The organism is Achromobacter spanius (assembly GCF_029637605.1).
GTDB lineage: Bacteria > Pseudomonadota > Gammaproteobacteria > Burkholderiales > Burkholderiaceae_B > Achromobacter > Achromobacter spanius_E.
In genome coordinates this window covers 4,467,914-4,483,953 of sequence record NZ_CP121261.1, presented here as the reverse complement: position 1 = coordinate 4,483,953, position 16,040 = coordinate 4,467,914, and the positions used below count along the sequence as shown (strand labels likewise).

The 16,040-nt window shown below is 65.5% G+C and carries 14 protein-coding genes; 2 read left to right on the top strand and 12 right to left on the bottom strand.

All coding sequences use genetic code 11. From position 1 onward, the window contains the following. Positions 1 to 46 precede the first annotated feature (46 nt). Positions 47 to 1,078 (bottom strand): ABC transporter substrate-binding protein, encoded by a 1,032-nt coding sequence (locus P8T11_RS20045; RefSeq protein ID WP_268080392.1) that lies wholly within the window; start codon positions 1,076 to 1,078, stop codon positions 47 to 49. Between the two features lie 133 nt (positions 1,079 to 1,211). On the opposite strand from P8T11_RS20045, the gene P8T11_RS20040 reads away from it, so the two are divergent. Further along, positions 1,212 to 2,012 (top strand): GntR family transcriptional regulator, encoded by an 801-nt coding sequence (locus P8T11_RS20040; RefSeq protein WP_268080393.1) that lies wholly within the window; start codon positions 1,212 to 1,214, stop codon positions 2,010 to 2,012. Here P8T11_RS20040 and P8T11_RS20035 read toward each other — a convergent pair. From P8T11_RS20035 to P8T11_RS20025, 3 genes are read right to left on the bottom strand one after another with little or no spacing between them, the layout of a single operon-like run. After that, complete coding sequence (locus P8T11_RS20035; protein WP_268080394.1) at positions 1,999 to 3,765, bottom strand: hydantoinase B/oxoprolinase family protein; 1,767 nt, start codon at positions 3,763 to 3,765, stop codon at positions 1,999 to 2,001. The genes P8T11_RS20040 and P8T11_RS20035 overlap by 14 nt on opposite strands. After that, positions 3,758 to 5,821 carry a hydantoinase/oxoprolinase family protein gene (locus P8T11_RS20030; RefSeq protein ID WP_268080395.1) on the bottom strand — a complete coding sequence of 688 codons (2,064 nt, stop codon included), beginning with the start codon at positions 5,819 to 5,821 and terminating at the stop codon, positions 3,758 to 3,760. Before P8T11_RS20030 ends, P8T11_RS20035 begins: the two co-directional genes overlap by 8 nt. Before the next feature lie 37 nt (positions 5,822 to 5,858). Continuing rightward, positions 5,859 to 6,839 (bottom strand): Bug family tripartite tricarboxylate transporter substrate binding protein, encoded by a 981-nt coding sequence (locus P8T11_RS20025; RefSeq protein ID WP_268080396.1) that lies wholly within the window; start codon positions 6,837 to 6,839, stop codon positions 5,859 to 5,861. A gap of 102 nt (positions 6,840 to 6,941) precedes the next feature. Here P8T11_RS20025 and P8T11_RS20020 point away from each other — a divergent pair, with 102 nt between their 5' ends. Continuing rightward, positions 6,942 to 7,895 carry a LysR family transcriptional regulator gene (locus tag P8T11_RS20020; RefSeq protein WP_268080398.1) on the top strand — a complete coding sequence of 318 codons (954 nt, stop codon included), beginning with the start codon at positions 6,942 to 6,944 and terminating at the stop codon, positions 7,893 to 7,895. A gap of 9 nt (positions 7,896 to 7,904) precedes the next feature. Here P8T11_RS20020 and P8T11_RS20015 read toward each other — a convergent pair whose 3' ends face one another. From P8T11_RS20015 to P8T11_RS19980, 8 genes are all read right to left on the bottom strand, one after another. After that, on the bottom strand, positions 7,905 to 8,738 hold the full coding sequence (locus P8T11_RS20015) for an AraC family transcriptional regulator (protein WP_268080399.1): 834 nt from the start codon (positions 8,736 to 8,738) through the stop codon (positions 7,905 to 7,907). Positions 8,739 to 9,308: 570 nt separating this feature from the next. Next, the gene (locus P8T11_RS20010; RefSeq protein WP_268080400.1) at positions 9,309 to 10,244 is read right to left on the bottom strand and encodes a 2-hydroxyacid dehydrogenase; all 936 of its coding nucleotides are present in this window, start codon (positions 10,242 to 10,244) and stop codon (positions 9,309 to 9,311) included. Between the two features lie 108 nt (positions 10,245 to 10,352). Then, complete coding sequence (locus P8T11_RS20005) at positions 10,353 to 11,423, bottom strand: ABC transporter substrate-binding protein (protein WP_268080401.1); 1,071 nt, start codon at positions 11,421 to 11,423, stop codon at positions 10,353 to 10,355. Beyond that, positions 11,420 to 12,589, bottom strand: a complete 1,170-nt coding sequence (locus P8T11_RS20000) for an NAD(P)/FAD-dependent oxidoreductase (protein WP_268080402.1) — start codon at positions 12,587 to 12,589, stop codon at positions 11,420 to 11,422. The genes P8T11_RS20005 and P8T11_RS20000 overlap by 4 nt, the downstream gene beginning before the upstream one ends. Then, on the bottom strand, positions 12,586 to 13,971 hold the full coding sequence (locus P8T11_RS19995; RefSeq protein WP_268080403.1) for an NAD(P)/FAD-dependent oxidoreductase: 1,386 nt from the start codon (positions 13,969 to 13,971) through the stop codon (positions 12,586 to 12,588). The genes P8T11_RS20000 and P8T11_RS19995 overlap by 4 nt, the downstream gene beginning before the upstream one ends. Further along, positions 13,968 to 14,309 carry a (2Fe-2S)-binding protein gene (locus P8T11_RS19990; RefSeq protein ID WP_268080404.1) on the bottom strand — a complete coding sequence of 114 codons (342 nt, stop codon included), beginning with the start codon at positions 14,307 to 14,309 and terminating at the stop codon, positions 13,968 to 13,970. Before P8T11_RS19990 ends, P8T11_RS19995 begins: the two co-directional genes overlap by 4 nt. A 37-nt stretch (positions 14,310 to 14,346) precedes the next feature. Beyond that, complete coding sequence (locus P8T11_RS19985) at positions 14,347 to 15,141, bottom strand: ABC transporter permease (protein WP_050447385.1); 795 nt, start codon at positions 15,139 to 15,141, stop codon at positions 14,347 to 14,349. A gap of 17 nt (positions 15,142 to 15,158) precedes the next feature. Next, positions 15,159 to 16,040 carry an ABC transporter permease gene (locus tag P8T11_RS19980; RefSeq protein ID WP_268080405.1) on the bottom strand — a complete coding sequence of 294 codons (882 nt, stop codon included), beginning with the start codon at positions 16,038 to 16,040 and terminating at the stop codon, positions 15,159 to 15,161.

The window sequence follows — 16,040 nt, the reverse complement described above, 5'->3', positions numbered from 1 at the left end:
AGCGGCGCGCCGCGCCGCCCCGTATTGCACTACCGGCGATTGCGCGTCAGCGCTCGACTTCCCGCGTCCAGCGCTTGTTCCATTCGTCGCGATTCTGGTTGACGGTGTCCCAGTCGATCACGATGAGGTCATCGGCGCGCTTGCCGATCGGCAGCGGCACGCGCGGGTCGTCAACCGCCTTGGCCTTCTTGTTGACCGGGCCGTAGCCATAGGCGGAGGCCAGCTTTTCCTGCACCTCGGGCGACACCAGGTACTGCACGAAGGCCTGGGCGGCGGGGTTGGCGTTGGGCTTGGCCACCGGGCACACGGATGACAGCAAGGCGTAGGCGCCTTCCTGGGGGTACACGAAGCCCACCGGGAAGCCGGTATCGGCGAACGACTTGGCGCGGCCGCTGCCCCAGACGGAGATCAAGGCCTGGCCGCTGGAGAACAGCTCGGTCATCTTGCCCGGTGAGGGCTCATAGACCAGCACGTTGGGGCCGATATCATTCTTGAAGGTGGTGAAGCCGGCGTCGATGTTCTTTTCGCCGCCACCGCCTTCGCGGGCGTATTCCACCACGGCGTGCAAGCCGTAGGTGTTGTTCAACGGCGGCACCACCAACAGCTTCTTGTACTTGGGATCTTTCAGGTCTTTCCACGACGTGGGCGGGGCCCACTTCTTCTCTTCGAAAGCCTTCTTGTTGTACATGATGCCGGTGGCCACGATGCCGATGGCCACCGCCTTGTCGTCCTTGTAACGCGCGGTGGCGTAGAGGTCGTCGGCGGGCAGTCCCTTGATGGGGGCACAAAAGCCCAGCGCAATGGCTTGGTACATGGGGCCGTCATCAATGATGGCGACGTCTATCTGCTGGTTGCTTTTCTGCGCCTGCAGGCGTGCCACCGTGTTGGTGGAATTGCCGGCCACATAGTCCAGCTCAACGCCGTGCTGCTTGGCGAAGGGCGGGAAGATGTCCTTGCGCATGATGTCTTCGAACGAGCCGCCATAACCTGCCACCACCAACTTCTGCTGCGCCATGGCGTTGGCGCTGAGCCCTGCGGCCACGGTTGCCGCTGCGAGTACTGCAAGTACCTTGCTCATGAGAACCCCCGATTTGTTGGTACACTTTGTCCGTACATGAATGTCCGGACAAATAATGAATCCGACCGGACATCGTTGTCAATCGGGTTATCGTCCGTACAAACCCCATATAACAAGTCAAGGAGCCTCCCCAATGACCCGATCCTCCGAGCGCGCAACCGGCCCCGGTGGAGCACGGCAAGCGCGTGGCAAGCCCGAATCGCAAGCGCCGGATATTGACGCCGGCCCCCGCTACAAGAGCATTTTTCAAACCTTGTCGCAGGACATCAGCGCCGGCCGCTATCCCGTGATGACCCTGCTGCCCACCGAGCACGAGCTTTGCGACCAGTTCGACGCCAGCCGCCACACCATCCGTGAAGCCATCCGCATGCTGACCGTGGCGGGCATGGTGTCGCGCCGCCCCGGCGTCGGCACCCGCGTGGAAACGGCACGCGCCAGCACGCGCTTCACGCAACGCATCTCGCAATTTCCCGACCTGCTCCAGTACGCGCGCAATGCCGCCCTGCTGGTACAGGACGTGCGCACCATCAAGCTGCCCAAGCGGCTGGCCGAAGCACTCGGCTGCCCCGCCGACAAGTCCTGGCTGCATATCAACTCCATCAAAACGCTGGATGACCAGGGAACCGCCGCCGCCAGCACGCTGATCTACGCGGACCCCGAGCATTCGGACGTGCGCGTGGACGTCAAATCGCGCATTTCGCTGCTGCGCCTGATCGAAGACCATTTCGGCGACCGCATCACCGAGGTCAACCAGGAGTTCTCGGCCACGCCCATCAACGCCACCATCGCCAAGCAGCTCAAGGTGGAACCCAAGACGGCCGGCTTCGTCATCACCCGCCGCTACTACGGTGATGGCGGCTTGCTGCTGCTGGCCACCATCACCACCTTCCCGCACGACAAGATGAAGTACTCCATGACCCTCAACGTGGGGTAGCAGCCCCCGCGCGCACGCCTGGCATGCCGTAGGCCGCGCGGGCCGCATCCAAGCTGATCTTGCCGTCGGCCAGGTCCTGCGCGATGCGTGCCTGGGTGCGTTCGGCGGGCGGCCCATAGCCCCCGCCGCCCGGTGTTTCGATACGCACGCTTTCACCGGCTTCCAACGCGATGTTGGCGGTCTTGGAAAACAGTTCTTCCTCTTGCGGCGTGCCGAAGTTGCGCACCAGCCGGGCACGCCGCCCGTCGCCGCCACCATCGACACCCGCTGCCACGCCCACCGTATGGCTATCCGACCGCGCCGAGAACACGATGCCGGGGCCCACCGCGCGAATCTGCTTGGCAATCGCCATGCCGCCGCGCGTGCGGCCGGGGCCGCCGGAGTCCTGGATCATCGCGTACTCGTCCATCAGCAAGGGGTATTCGTTTTCCAGCGCTTCCACGGGCAGGTTCGACGTGTTGGTCATGTGTACGTGCACCGCGTCCATGCCGTCCGCATCGAAGCGCGCACCCGCGCCGCCGCCCAGTGTTTCCAGGTACACGAAGTGGCCCGCGCGCTCGCGCCAGCGGCCTGAAAACACGATGGCGGGGCAGCAATCATTGCTGGACGCCATGGTCTTTTCCGGCGGCAGCAGGCCACGAAAGGCACCGAAGATGGCGCCCGCGACTTTCTGCGCGGTAATGGACCGCGCGCCCACGGCGGCGGGATGTTCCGGATTGGTGATCGTGCCCACCGGGGCCGACAGCGTAATGGGGTCGAACAAGCCGGCGTTGGGGGCAAGGTCGGGGTCCAGCAGCGCCTTCACGGCGTAGTACACGCAGGCGCGCAAGGCATTGATCGGCAGGTTCATCGCGCCGCGCGCCTGCTTACCGGAGCCTGCAAAATCAAAGTGCAGGTTGTCGTGGCTGACGGTCAGCGTCACCTGGATGGGCACGGGATCGCCGCCCATGCCGTCGTCATCCAGATCGCTGCGAAAGGTGTAGCTGCCCGCTTGCAGTTCGGCAATGCGGTTGAGCAGGCGGCGCCGCGTGTAGGCAATGACGTCGTCCACTGAGCGCAGCACGGCGTCCAGCCCCATCTGGCGGATCAGGCCTTGCACGGCGGCCGCGCCACGGCGGTTGGTGGCCATTTGCACACGCAGGTCCAGCACGCGCTCTTCGGGGTCGCGGGTGTTGGCGCAGATCAGGCGCAGCATGTCTTCATCGTTCTGGCCGTGGCGCGCGATGCGGCAGGCAGGGATGCGGATGCCTTCTTCGAATATCGACTTCAAGCCGCCTGCGATGGACCCGGGCACCGCGCCGCCCACGTCCGAATGGTGCGCGATGTTGGCGGCGAAGAAGCGCAGCACGCCGTCCCAGAACACGGGCGTGACGATGTTGATGTCGGGCAGGTGGCTGCCATCGGCCAGATAGGGGTCGTTGCAGATGAACACGTCGCCCTCGCGGATGTCATCCACGGCGTAAGTGCGCAAGATTGCGCCCATGGCCCCATCCAGCGAACCCAGGTGCAGCGGAATCTGCGTGCCTTGCGCCACCAGCCTGCCGGCCGCGTCGAACAAGGCCACGGAGCAGTCCTTGCGTTCCTTGATGTTGGTGGAGAACGACGCGCGCACCAGCGTGTTGTTCATATCCTCGGTAATGGACAGCAGGCGGTTGCAGAAGACCTCCATGCCGATGGGGTCGGCCAGCGCCACAGCGGCGTTGGCATTGTCGGGCGTGGCGGTGTCGCTCTTGGCGTCTTCGGGCTTAGTCATGCAAGCCTCCTTGCAAACGGATGATCAGGTTGCCGTACTCGTCCACGCTGGCTGCGTGGCCCACGCCCACCACCGTGGTCGAGCTCATTTCCTCAAGCAGGGCGGGGCCGGTGAAGCATGCGCCGGTGGGCACACGGTCGCGGTCGTAGACGGGCGTCTCGCGCCAGCCGTGCACGGCGCCGAAGTAGGCCTTGCGCCGCCCCAGGCTGGCGTCTTCCAGCTCGCCGCCGATGTAGCGCGGCGCAAGTGGCGCCTTCACCACCTGGCCCACGGCCTGCATGCGGCAATTGATGATCTGCACCTTGCGGTCATCAACGGTGTAGCCGTATTCGCGCTCGTGCGCCTCGGCAAAGCGGCGCGCGAATTCCGCGTGGCCGCTCGCGCCCATGTCCACGCCATCCAGGCTGACCTGCACTTCAAAATTCTGTCCTTCATAGCGCGCATCGATGGCGCTGTGGCACACACGCAGCGCCGAGTCCACGCGCTCCGTTTCAAGCCAGCGCTCGGCCTGCTGGCGCAAGCCGTCGAAGATAGCGGCGATGGCGGGCCAGGTGTCGTCGGACGCAAGCGAGATTTCGCTTTGCACGAAGTCGAACGAGATGTCGCTCAGCAAGATGCCGCGCGCGCACATGGTGCCCGGCTCCTGCGGCACGATGACCACGGGGATGCCGCATTCCTCGGCCACTTCCACCGCGTGCAAGGGCCCCGCGCCGCCGTAGGCGTAGAGCGCGAAGCAGGACAGGTCGTAGCCGCGTTCGGTGGATACGGCGCGGATGGCGCGGCTCATGTTGGCCGCCGCGATGCGCAGAATACCTTCGGCCGCGGCCTCGGGTTCCAGCCCCAGTGGCTGCGCCACACGCTGCTCGATCACGTCGCGCGCGGCTTGGGCGTGCACGGGCATGCGTCCGTTGAGCAAGGCGATCGGGTTCAGGCGCTGTAGCGCGATTTCGGCATCGGTAATGGTGGGCTCCTGCCCGCCACGGCCATAGCCGACCGGCCCGGGCACCGCGCCCGCGCTGTGCGGTCCCACCTTCAAGGCGCCCGCGTCGTCCAGCCAGGCAATGCTGCCGCCGCCCGCGCCGATCACGTGGATGTCGACCATGGGCGTTTTGACGGGGTAGCCCGCCACCTGCCGATGGGAAGTAAACAGCGGACGCCCGTCGCACACCAGCGACACGTCGGTGCTGGTGCCGCCGACGTCGAAGGTGACCAGGTTCAGACTGCCGATGGCGCGCCCCACCGCCGCCGCGCCCACCACGCCCGCCGCCGGGCCCGACAGGCAGGTGCGCACGGGGTATTGGCGCACGGTGCCGATCGACATCAAGCCGCCGTTGGAATGGATGGTGTGTGGCTCGTGGCTGATGTCCAGGTCACGCACCCGTTGCAGGAAGCGTTCCAGATAGCGCGCCATCTTCGGCCCCACCGCCGCGTTCAGCACCGTGGTGGACAGGCGCTCGTATTCGCGGAACTCGGGCAGCACATCGGACGACATGCTGATGTAGGCGTCCGGCATGACCTCGGCCACGATCTGCGCGGCGCGGCGCTCGTGCGCGGGGTTGCGGTAGGCGTGCAGAAAGCAGACGGTGACGGCCTCGATGCCGGCTTCTTCGAATTGCCGCGCGGCGGCCAGCACCTGGGCTTCATCCAGCGGCGTGAGCACGTCTCCCGACGCGCTCACGCGCTCGCTCACTTCAATGCGGAACTCACGCGGCACGGCCACGGGCGGCTTGCCTACGCTGTAGTCGTACAGGTGGGGCCGCGTCTGCCGGCCGATCTCCAGCACGTCGCGAAAGCCGCGCGTGGTGATCAGGCCAACACGCGCGCCCTTGCGTTCGATGATGAGGTTGGTGGCAACGGTGGTGCCGTGGCCCACGTGCGACACCTGCGAGGGCGTCACGTCATGGTCCGCCAGCATCTGGCCGATGCCGGTGGCAATGGCCTCGGACGGGTCGTGCGGGGTTGAGGGCACTTTGTGGAAGTGCACCACGCCCGCGTCCTCGTCGATCATCGTGAAGTCGGTGAACGTGCCGCCGACGTCTATCCCTATGCGATACATATCGTGTGTTCCAAAGAAAAGGTCGAGCCAGGGAAGATCAGTCCAGGCGGATGCCGGCTTGCTTGACCACCCCGCACCATTTGCTGATCTCGCTTTTGATCATCGTGGCGAACGCGGGGCCCGCCACGTCCGACACCTGCGCGCCCTGCTGTTCCAGGTACGTTTTCATGGCGGGCGCGTGCAGGGTCTGCACCAGGCCGTCCGTGAGCTGCTGGCGCAGCGGCTCGGGCATGTTGGCGGGGGCCAGCATGCCGAACCACACCATGGCCTCGTAACCGGGATAACCGGATTCCGCGACGGTGGGCACATCGGGCAACAGGGACGAACGCTCGGGCGAGGTCACGGCCAGCGCCTTGATCTTGCCGTCCTTGATGTAGGGATACGACGTCATCACCACGTCCATCATCATGTTGACCTGGCCGCCCACCAGATCGATGAGGGCGGGGCCGGAGCCGCGATACGGCACGTGCACCATGGATACGCCCGCGGTGGACTTGAAGAGTTCAGCCGCCAGGTGGTTGGACGTGCCCTGGCCGTTGGAGGCGAACGAGTATTTTTCGGGCTCCTTCTTCAGCAGCGCCACGAACTCCTTCAAGGTGTTGGCGGGCACCGATTGGTTCACCGACATCACGTTGGGAATGGTGGCCACCACGGTCAGGGGCGTGAAGTCCTTGACGGCGTCGTAGGGCAGCTTGGAATAGATACACGGGGCGCTGCCGTGCGTGCTGACCGAGCCCATCAGCATGGTGTAGCCGTCGGCCGGCTGGCGGGCCACGTATTCGGTGCCCACGGTGCCGCCCGCGCCGGGCCGGTTTTCAACGATGACGTTGGCGGACAGGCGCTGGCCCAGTCCGTCGGCGATCTTGCGGGCGATGAGGTCGGTGGACCCACCCGCGGCAAACGGCACGACGATGCGGATCACCTTGTCCGGCCACGCGGCGGTGGCGGTGCCGGCGGCGGCAAACAACGCGACCCCGGCGGCAATGCGGAAGCAACTGCGTATCAGCCCTTGGTTCATGGCTTGGTTTCCCCTTGTTGATAGAACTTCGTGGTGGCCGGATCATGCGTGTCCGGTCCTGGTTCGCTGCAACAACAGGGCCATCCTAGGCCTGTGACTTCAATGACAGCAGTCCTACAGGTTTATATTTGTATAGATGCCATTTATAGGTGCGCGGCCGTGAAAAATCCGGACTTGAATCTGCTGATGCATTTCGACGCCTTGATGGCGTGCCGCAACGTGTCGCGCGCGGCCGAGACGCTGAACATCAGCCAGCCCGCGATGAGCGCGGCGATGAACCGGCTGCGGCAATTGTTTGGCGACCCCTTGTTGGTGCGCGAGGGCGGCACGTGGCAGCCGACGCCGCGCGCGCTGGAGCTGCATCAGAACTTCAAGCCTTTGCTGGAAAGCTGGCATCGCGCGACGCGTACGCGCGAGGCGTTCGACCCGGCGCATTCGTCACGCACGCTGTCGCTGTATGCCACGGACTATGTTCAATACACCTTGCTGCCCAAGCTGATTCCGCGTCTGGCGGTGGACGCACCGCATTTTCAGTTGCAAATCGTGCCGGCGCGGCCGCAGCATGGCTTGAGCATGCTGGACACGAATCATGTGGAGTTGATTGCGGGTTATTTCCCGGATCCGGCGCCGGATCTGCGCACGCGGTTCTTGTATCAGGAGCCGGCGGTGTGCATCGTGCGGGAAGGCCATCCGTGTTTGCGCAAGCGTTGGAATCTGGATGCGTACCTGCGCTATGGCCATCTGGATCTGGCGGCGCATACGCGCTATTTCAGTACGGCGATCGATCGCATCCTGTTGGGGCAAAACCGCAGCCGCAAGATTGTGGCGACGCTGTCCAGTTATCTGGTTTGCCCGTTCATTGTGGAAGGGTCGGATCTGATTGCGACGATGCCGGCCAGCATCGCGCGGGCGATGGCGGGCGCGGCGCGGATCGTGACGCAGAAGGTGCCGCTGACGTTGCCGCCGATTGCGGTGTCGCTGTACTGGCACGAGCGATATCAGGACGACCCCGCGCACGCCTGGCTCAGGCAGTACCTGGCGGGCGTGCTGGGGTAGCGTGGGGTGCTATTTCAGCGGGAGGCAGATGCGGGTTTGCAACTGGGCGGGCGGGGTGGTGCGAGGGTCGTTCAGGTACTGCTCGAACATGGGGATGTCGGCGGGGACCATGCCGCTGGCGGGCAGCCATTCCGAGAACATCCATTGGTAGGGCTTGGCCATTTCGTTGTAGGGGCCGGTGTAGGTGAGGATGGCGCAGCGAGTAGCGGGGATGTCGAAGCGTTCGAGTTCGTCGCCGAGGTCGGCATCAGGTTGAACGACCATGCCGGCCAGCGAACGCAGTTGGCGTTCGGGCACTTGTTCGGGGTCGTCGAAGTAGATACCGAAGCCGGTGGATTCGGGGTTGGCGATGCCACGGCCCAGGGCAAGCAGGAAGGCGCGGGTGAAGACGGGTCCGATATCCTGGTAGCTGCCTTGGTGCGGCAGGACGGCCAAGGTGGCGCCGGGAAAGTTTTCGATGACGATGGGGTACATGGCAATCTCCTGGGAGGCTAGGGGTTGGGAGCGCGCGGCGCGATACCGGCCCGGCGGGATGCCGAATAAAGCACCGAAGGCCCGGTTGAACGCAGCGTCGGAGTCGTAGCCGGCGCGTTGTGCAACGTCCCTGAGCGAGGCCTGCGAATCCGCCAAGGCCGCCGCGGCACGATGCATGCGGAGGCGTTGGACGGTGGCGTTGACCGTTTCGCCGATCATGGCGCGGTAGACCCGGTGAAAGTGATACGGCGACAGGCAAGCCAGGTCGGCAAGCTGGTGCAGATCAGGGTCGGCGTCAGGGTGGGCGGCAAGCCAACGCAAAACGGGGTCGAGGCGTTCGATGTAAAGGGTTCGGGTTTCGGGCTTCATGCTTGCTCCTTGGAGGGCAATGTAGCTTTGGTGGATTTGCGGATTTTGCGGTTTTTGGGGGGGTGTGGGGATTTTTGACGATGGGTGGGTGGCGGTGTCGTGCTGCACGAATGGCGACATTCTGGTGACGCACGGCGTGGTGCGTTCTGGTGGCGCACGGCGTGGCGGCGGCTGGTGGGGAGCGGGTCAACGATTGCGGTCCGGAGCCTTCGCTCCGGACTCGCCTAGGCGGCCCCCCCCGTCGTCATCCTCGTACGCCTACGGCTCCCTACGGATTCCCTCGGGCTGATCGACTCCCCGCCCCCCACCAGCCACCACCCCACCATGCTCGAATTGCGGCAATCTGGCGTCAGCAGGGGAGGCCTGCGTGCTTGGCATTTTTGCGCACGATGGCGGTGGCGTGAAAGATCTTGCAGGGCCCGCCCCAGGCCGGCCGCGCGGGCGGCCTTTTGGGGCTTACGCGATGTGCCAATGCTTGGACTGACTCATACATCGTAGGATGGGTGAAGCGCGTCCGGGTCTGCGCAAGGGCGACAACGTCAAACGCGCGTAACCCATCATCTCACCACCTCAATACCCCCGCCCCGGATCATAAATATTCGGCAACGCTTCCCCACGCTCATTCGCCGCAATCAACCACGACGTATGACGGGCGCGTTCCTTGCGGTCGGGAATCGCCGCGCAATGCGGCGTAATAATCACCCCCGGATGCGACCACAACGGTGACTCCTCCGGCAACGGTTCGGCTTCAAACACATCCAACACCGCCTGATGCAACTGGCCACTATCCAACGCCGCAATCACATCCTGCGTCACCATGTGCGCCCCCCGCCCCGCGTTGATCAGGCTGGCGCCGCGCGGCAACTGCGACAAGGTGGCGGTGTTCAATATGCCCTTCGTCGCCTCGGTCGCAGGCAACAAACAAACCAACAAATCGGTATTGCCCAGAAATTCGCCAAACTGCCCCTGTCCCGCATAGGACGGCAAACCGTCCAGCTTGCTGGCCCCGCGTGACCAGCCGCTGACTTGAAACCCCACACGCGACAGCAATTGGGCCGCCGCCACGCCCAGATGCCCCAGCCCCATGATGCCCACGCGCACATCGGCCGCCACCCGCAGGGAATCGAAAAGCTCCCAGTGTCGGCGTGCCTGGTTATCCACAACGCGCTTGATATCGCGGGTAAGCATCAGCGCGGACGTCAGCACGAATTCGGCCATTTCCGTCTGGGTGCGGGCGGTGACCATGCGCGCGATGGGCAGGTGGCGTGGCAGTTGCGGGTCGGCCAGGATGTGGTCGACGCCGGCGCCGGCGCTGATGATCAGTTTCAGGTTGGGAAAGGTGGCCAGGCGGCCGGCGTCGGGCGCCCAGACCAGGGCGTAGTCCACGCTGGCGGGATCGACGTCTTCATGCCAGCCCACCACGTCCAGGCCGGGCGCAAAGGTGTGGAACTGCGCGCGCCAGGCGTCGATTGCCTGGGGGCCGCCGGAGTTGATGATGAGCCGCATGGGTCTCTTTCCTTGTGTCGAACGCATCGGGCGAGTCGTGCGAGTCGCCCGGTCGGGTTGCGCGCGGCGCCGGCGGTTTATCCACAGGCGCCGCGCCGCAAGATCTTATCAACGTTCGACGGTGCGGTTCCAGCGGGCGTTGAAGGCGGGGCGCGCCTTGTTCACTTCGTCCCAATCCAGGATCTTGGCGTTTTCCATGTAGCCCTGAAAGCGCTTGAGCGTGTCGACGGTGTCAGCCGGTGCTTTCACGTTTTTGTTCGACGGGAAGTGGCCGCCCATTTCCAGCGCCTTGGCTTGCGCGCTGGCGGACAACAGATACAGCGCCAGTTTCTGCGACAGTTCCGGCTCGCTGTTCTTGGCGATGACGCATTCCCCCACCATCAGGATCACCGAGCCTTCCTTGGGCTGCGCGTATTCCACCGGAATGTCGCGCTTCTTCAGGCGTGCGATGGCGGTGGGCGTCAGGGGGAAGATGGCGGCTTCGTTGGACTGGATCATCTCGGCAAGCTTGGCCGAGTTGGGGATGTATTCCAGCACGTTGGGGCCGATGGTGTCGGGCCACTTCTTGAAGCCGGGCTCGTAGTTCTTGTCGTCGCCGCCCTGGATGCGGTTGAACATCAGGAAGCCATGCAGGCCGAAGGTGCTGCTGGAGGCCGACTGGAACACCACCTTGCCCTTGTACTTGGGGTCGGCCAGGTCCATCCAGGACGTGGGCGGCGCCCAGCCCTTGTCGGCGAACATCTTGGTGTTGTAGCCCAGGCCGGTCATGCCGATGTCGATGCCGGCCGCCATGCGGTCCTTCATCACGGCGGTGGGGTAGAGCTCTTTCAGGACGGGGTCGTCGTTAAGCTGTTGGCACAGGCCCATTGAAATGGCGCGCGCCATGATGCCGTCGTCCAGGAACATGACGTGCATCTGCGGGTTGTCCTTGTAGGCTTGCGCCTTGGCCAGCACGTCGGTCGAGGTGCCGGGCACGACGACGATCTTCACGTTGTTGGCTTTTTCAAAGGGCGGGAACACGTACTGCGTGAACGCGCGCTCCATGTCGCCGCCGTTCATGCCGACGTACAGCGTCTTCTGATCCGCCATCGCGCCTGCCGACAGCATCATCAACATCGCCGCGCCCAACAACCGCTTCCCCTTGCTCAGGCGCAATGCGCCCTGTTTCTTATCCATCATGGTGACTCCAGCGTTTGCTCACGAACAGGTCCAGGCCGAGCCACGGCGCCGTGAGCGGCCACCGCGTATCGTTCAATGCGAAACGCATCGATAGGAATGGAGGACTGGCCGCGCACGACCAGTTCGGACAACACTTCACCCACGGCGGGGCCAATCTGAAAGCCGGCGCCCGACAGGCCGAAGGCGTGGAACAGGCCAGGCGTGGTGGCGCTGGGTCCCAGCACCGGATTGTGGTCGGGCATGTTGCCTTCCACGCCCGTCCAGAAACGGATGACCTGCGCGCCGCGCAGCACCGGCAGCAGCTTGATGGCGTTGGCCATCAGCCCGCCCAGGCCGGTGCGGCCGGGCCGTGCGTAGTCGGCGCCGGATGACACGCCGCGCCCGCCGCCAATTACGCAGTTGCCACGCGCCACCTGGCGCGCATAGATGCCGCCGCCTTGTACGCCCAGGCTGACGTCCATGAAGACGGGCAGCGGCTCGGTCACCATCATCAAGGGGTGGATGGCAGTTTCGGGCACGGCTTCACCAAAGCTGTCGGCGAACTGTCCGGCCCAGGCGCCCGCGCAATTCAGCAGGTAGCGCGAGCGCACTTCCAGCCCTTCGGCGCGCACGATGAAGCGCGAGCCATCATGTTCAGCGGTGGTGACGCGCACGCCTTCGCGCACGTCGGCGCCCAGCGCGGCGGCGGCTCGCGCAAAGGCGGGCGACACCAACCTGGGGTTGGCATGGCCGTCTTCCGGGCAGAGCGATCCGCCCACCACGTCCTGGCCCAGCCAGCCGAAGCGGTCGGCAAGGTCGTGGCGGCCAAGCAGCCGCAGGTTCATGCCGAAGCCGCGCGTGCGGTCGCGATACGCTTCCAGCAGCGCCATGTCGGCGTCGGACGCCGCCAGTTTCAAATGGCCGGAGCGCACGTATTCGCCGTCGATGCCGATCAGCGCTGGCAACTGGCCCCAGAGTTCGTGTGCACGCCGCGTCAAGGGCATCTGTTCCAGGCCGCGTCCCTGGCGGCGCACGCCGCCGTAGTTCACGCCGCTTGCGCGCGCGCCGCACAGCGCGGATTCCAACAGCACGACGGGCACGCCGGCGCGGCGCAGGAACAGCGCGGCGCTGCCGCCAACGATGCCGCCGCCGATGATGGCCACTTCGGTGTCGATGCGCTGCGTCATGCCGATACCTTTTCCTGGCGCTCCAGGCACACCACGCGCACCGGCACGGGCTTGACCGGTGGTTGGTTGCGCAAGCGTCCGACTTCGGCGGGTGTGCGGCCACAGGCCTGCGCCAGCACCTCGGCTGCCGCCGCGCCGCACATGCGCCCTTGGCAGCGGCCCATGCCTACGCGCGTCAGCGCCTTCAAGCGGTTCATCTCTTGTGCCGCCGTGTCGTGGACCGCGCGCCGCACGGTCCCGGCGGTGACGTCTTCGCAACGGCAGATAACGGTGTCATCGGCAATGCTTGCCGCCCAATCCTCCGGAAAGGGGAAGGCGCGTTCCAGCGCTGTCCGGATTCGGCTGTTGGCGGCAAGGCGGCTTTCGAGCAGCCGCGCGCGCGGGGCATCGACCGGCTGCCCGATGTCTTCCAGCAGCGCCAGCGCCGCGCGCTCACCCGCCAGTTCAGCGGCGTCCGCACCGCCGATTGCCGCGCCGTCGCCGGCCACGTAGACGCCCGGCACGCTGCCGCGCCCGGCTGTGTCACGCCGAGGCGTCCAGTTACGGTCGCGCGCATTGAATTCGAATTCGCAGCCGACCAGGCTGGCCAGTTGGGTTTCGGAACGCAGGGCCAGCCCGTAGGCCAGCGCATCGCATTCCACGCTGTGTTCGCGGCCGCCCTGGCGGTAGCTCAGGCCCGCGACGCGCGTCTGACCTTGCACGGCCACTGGTCGCACGCCGCTACGCAGCGGCACGCCATGCGCGCGCAGCCACGCCATGTAGTACAGCCCCTTGGCCAACAGGCCGGGCGCGCGCAGCATGCCGGGCAAGGCCGCCAGGCGGTCGGCAAAGCGCGACGTATCCAGCACGGCCGCCACCTGCGCGCCGGCGCGGGCGTATTGGTAGGCCACCAGATACAGCAGCGGCCCGGTGCCCATGAACACCACGCGCGACCCGATGGCGCAGCCCTGGAACTTCAAGGCCACTTGCGATCCGCCCAAGGTGTAGACGCCGGGTGTCAGCCAACCGGGAAACGGCAGCACGCGGTCGGTGGCGCCCGTGGCCAGGATCAGGTGCGTATACGGCACGGCGGTGCTGACGCCGTCTTGCAGCACGTCCAGCGTCTTGCCTTCCACGTTCCACACCAGGCTGCCGGGGCGGTAGTCCACCTGCGGCAGCAGGGCGTTCATGGCGCGGTGCACGGCATCGGCCTTGCGATGTTCGAAGCCATACAGCGCGGGCTTGTGGCGTTGGAACCCCGGTGGCGGCTGGCGATAGATCTGGCCGCCGGCGCGTGGGGCTTCATCCAGGATGACAGGCCGCAGGCCCTGGGCCACCAGCGCCTGGGCGGCGCGCACGCCGGCAGGACCGGCGCCGACGATAACGGGCATCACGATGCTCATGCGATGTCGTCCTCGGGCCAGGCGGCCACCGCCAAGGTGCCGGGCACGGCGGCGGGCGGCAGGGGCGCGCTTTGCAGGCGCATGCCGGGTTCGATGAAGGTGGAACATGCGCGCAGGCGCGAGCCGTTTTCCAACTGCATCCAGCAGTCCTGGCAGGCGCCCATCATGCAAAAGCCAGCGCGCGGCGCGCCGCTGAATTCGGATTGGCGCAGGCTTTCGGCTTGGGTCAGCACGGCGGTCAGCACGGTGTCGCCCGCCAAGGCCTGGCAGGCTTGCCCGTCCAGCGTGAAGGGCACGGCGGGCCGGGCAGTTTCGGCCAGGCGTTTCAGTATTGCCATGATGCCGGCGCCTCTCTATTCGCCATCGGCAAGGGTTTCATTTTTGCCCCACCAGCACGCGGTCCAGGCCATACACGCGGTCCAGCAGCAGCATGGTGACGGCGGTCAGCACGATGACCAGCGCGGACACGGCAGCCATCATCGGGTCGATGGATTCGGTGGCGTACATGTACATGCGCACGGGCAGGGTGATGGTGGACGGCGCAGTGATGAAGACTGACATCGTCAGCTCATCGAAGCTGTTGATGAAGGCCAGCAGCCAGCCCCCCGACACGCCGGGAATGATGAGCGGCAAGGTCATCTGGAAGAACACCGTGGCGCGGCTGGCGCCCAGCGACAGCGCGGCGTGTTCAATCGAACGGTCAAAGCCAACCAGCGCGCCGATCACCAGCCGCATCACGTAGGGGGTGATGACGACGACGTGCGCGGCGACCAGCCAGGGAAAGCTGCCCGCCATGCCCATCAGCGCGAAAAAGCGCAGCAGGGCGACGCCCAGCACCAGATGCGGAATCATCAGCGGCGACAGGAACAAACCGTTCAACACGTCGCGCCCCGGAAAGCGGTAGCGCGTGATGGCGATGGCGGCGGGCACGGCCAGGCAGACGGCGATGGTGGCCGACAGGAAGGCCAGCCACAGGCTGTTCTGGAATGCCTGCATGAAGTTGGGGTGCTCGAACACCGCGCGGAACCAGCGCAGCGAAAAGCTCGTGGTGGGCACCGTCAGGGTCGATTCCGGCGTGAACGCCACCAGGCACACGATGGCTAGCGGCGCCAGCACGAACACCACCACCAGGAAGTTGAACGCGAGCGCGAAGGGGCCATTTTTCTGCATGTTGGTTCCTTGGCGCCTTAGCCCAGGCTGCGGCGGTAAGAGCGTTCAACGACGCGGTTGTAGGCCATCATGATCACGACGTTGACCACCAGCAGGATGATGGCGATGGCCGCGCCCAGCGGCCAGTTCAGCTCGGTCAGGAACTCGTCGTACACCACGGTGGCCACCATCTTCAGACGGCGTCCGCCCAGCAAGGCGGGAATGGCGAATGAGCTTGCCGACAGGCCGAACACGATCAAACTGCCGGACAGAATGCCCGGCATGGCCTGCGGCAGCACAATGCGCGTCAGCGTCTGAAAGCGCGAGGCGTTCAAGGACAGCGCGGCGTGCTCAACGGTGGGATCCAGTTTTTGCAGCGACGTCCACACCGGGATCACCATGAAGGGCAGCATCACGTGCACCAGGCCAATGATGACGGCGGTGGGCGTGTACAGCAGCGGCCCCAGCCCCAAGGCGTCGGCGGCGCGGCCGACGACACCGTGCGGGCCCAGCAGCATGCTCCAGCCAAAGGCGCGCACCACCAGCGAGATCAATAGCGGCGACAGCACCACCAAGAGGAAGATGGAGCGCCAGGGCTTGCCCATGCGCGACAGGATGTAGGCTTCGGGCGCGCCGATCAGTACGCAGATCAGCGTGGTCACGCCGGCGATCCAGAAGGTGCGCCAGAAGATCTCGAGGAAGTAGCTGTCGGTGACCACCGCCAGATAGTGTTCGAACGTGTGGCCCGGCAAGATACCCGTGCTGTAGTCGAACGGTCGGAAGGACAGCACCAGGGTCAGCCCCAGCGGCGTCAGCACCAGCGTCAAAAAAACGATAGTCAGCGGGATGGAGCCCAGGATGGCCAGCAGGCCGTCGTTGCGGGGCTTGGGGCCGGCCGCGGCGTGCGTCAGCGTTGCCAT